Consider the following 890-nt stretch of genomic DNA (forward strand, 5'->3'; position numbering starts at 1 on the left):
GTTGACGCACTTTGTGAGTTAGCTGTACTTGTTGACGCACTTTGTGAGTTAGCTGTACTTGTTGACGCACTTTGTGAGTTAGCTGTACTTGTTGACGCACTTTGTGAATTAGCTGTACTTGTTGATGCACTTTGTGAGTTAGCTGTACTTGTTGGATCAGTTACATTAACTTTTTGACCATTAAAAAAGTTAGTACCACCTGTCACAGATGTAGAGTACGGATCAAATGTAAACGATGTATCGCCCCCAGAAATAATAGGAACTGTCCATGTCGTTGTTAAACCATAGCCTTGTTTAGCTTGATATCCATTCATTTGATAACCATTTGACCAAGTATATCCATTACCTCGTTTAACCATAGGTGTTGTATTTGCTGCTGGATTACTAACCTTTGCACCTGTTGAGTCTGTAATATAGCTCGTGGCAGATGAAGGAGTTCCATATCCGTTACCTAATGTAAACATTGTTTGATTAGATGAACCTGTATTGTATATTGAATAACCATTTGGTAATGTCGTTGGTTTTTCAACTGTTGTTGTTGCTGGATTATCATATGTAACTGTATAAGTAAAAGTCATAGATGTTCCATTATTAACAGTAGTCAATTTATAATAGATAGGAATATTATAATTTGTATCGGTACCCGCACCTGTATAAGTATTTGTAGTAGATGTTGCTGCTGCTGCTGCGAATGTTGTTGTTTCCAATCTACTAAAAGTTCTTAATTCAGTTGCTGAGGTACTGTTAGACGACGAATCACTATTATTAATTGTGATTGCTGAACCTAAATCTTCACTTGTTGCACTGTCTTTACTTTCTGTACTTGCAGCACTGTCCTTGCTTTCTGTACTTGCAGCACTGTCCTTGCTTTCTGTACTTGCAGCACTATC

Annotated in this window: 1 pseudogene; it reads right to left on the minus strand. The window is 37.3% G+C overall.

The window, feature by feature from the left end:
* Positions 1–890 (minus strand): annotated as a pseudogene (locus tag ACZ267_RS12730) (hypothetical protein); the annotation flags it as partial.

It is taken from the genome of Staphylococcus sp. AC872 (assembly GCF_979255425.1).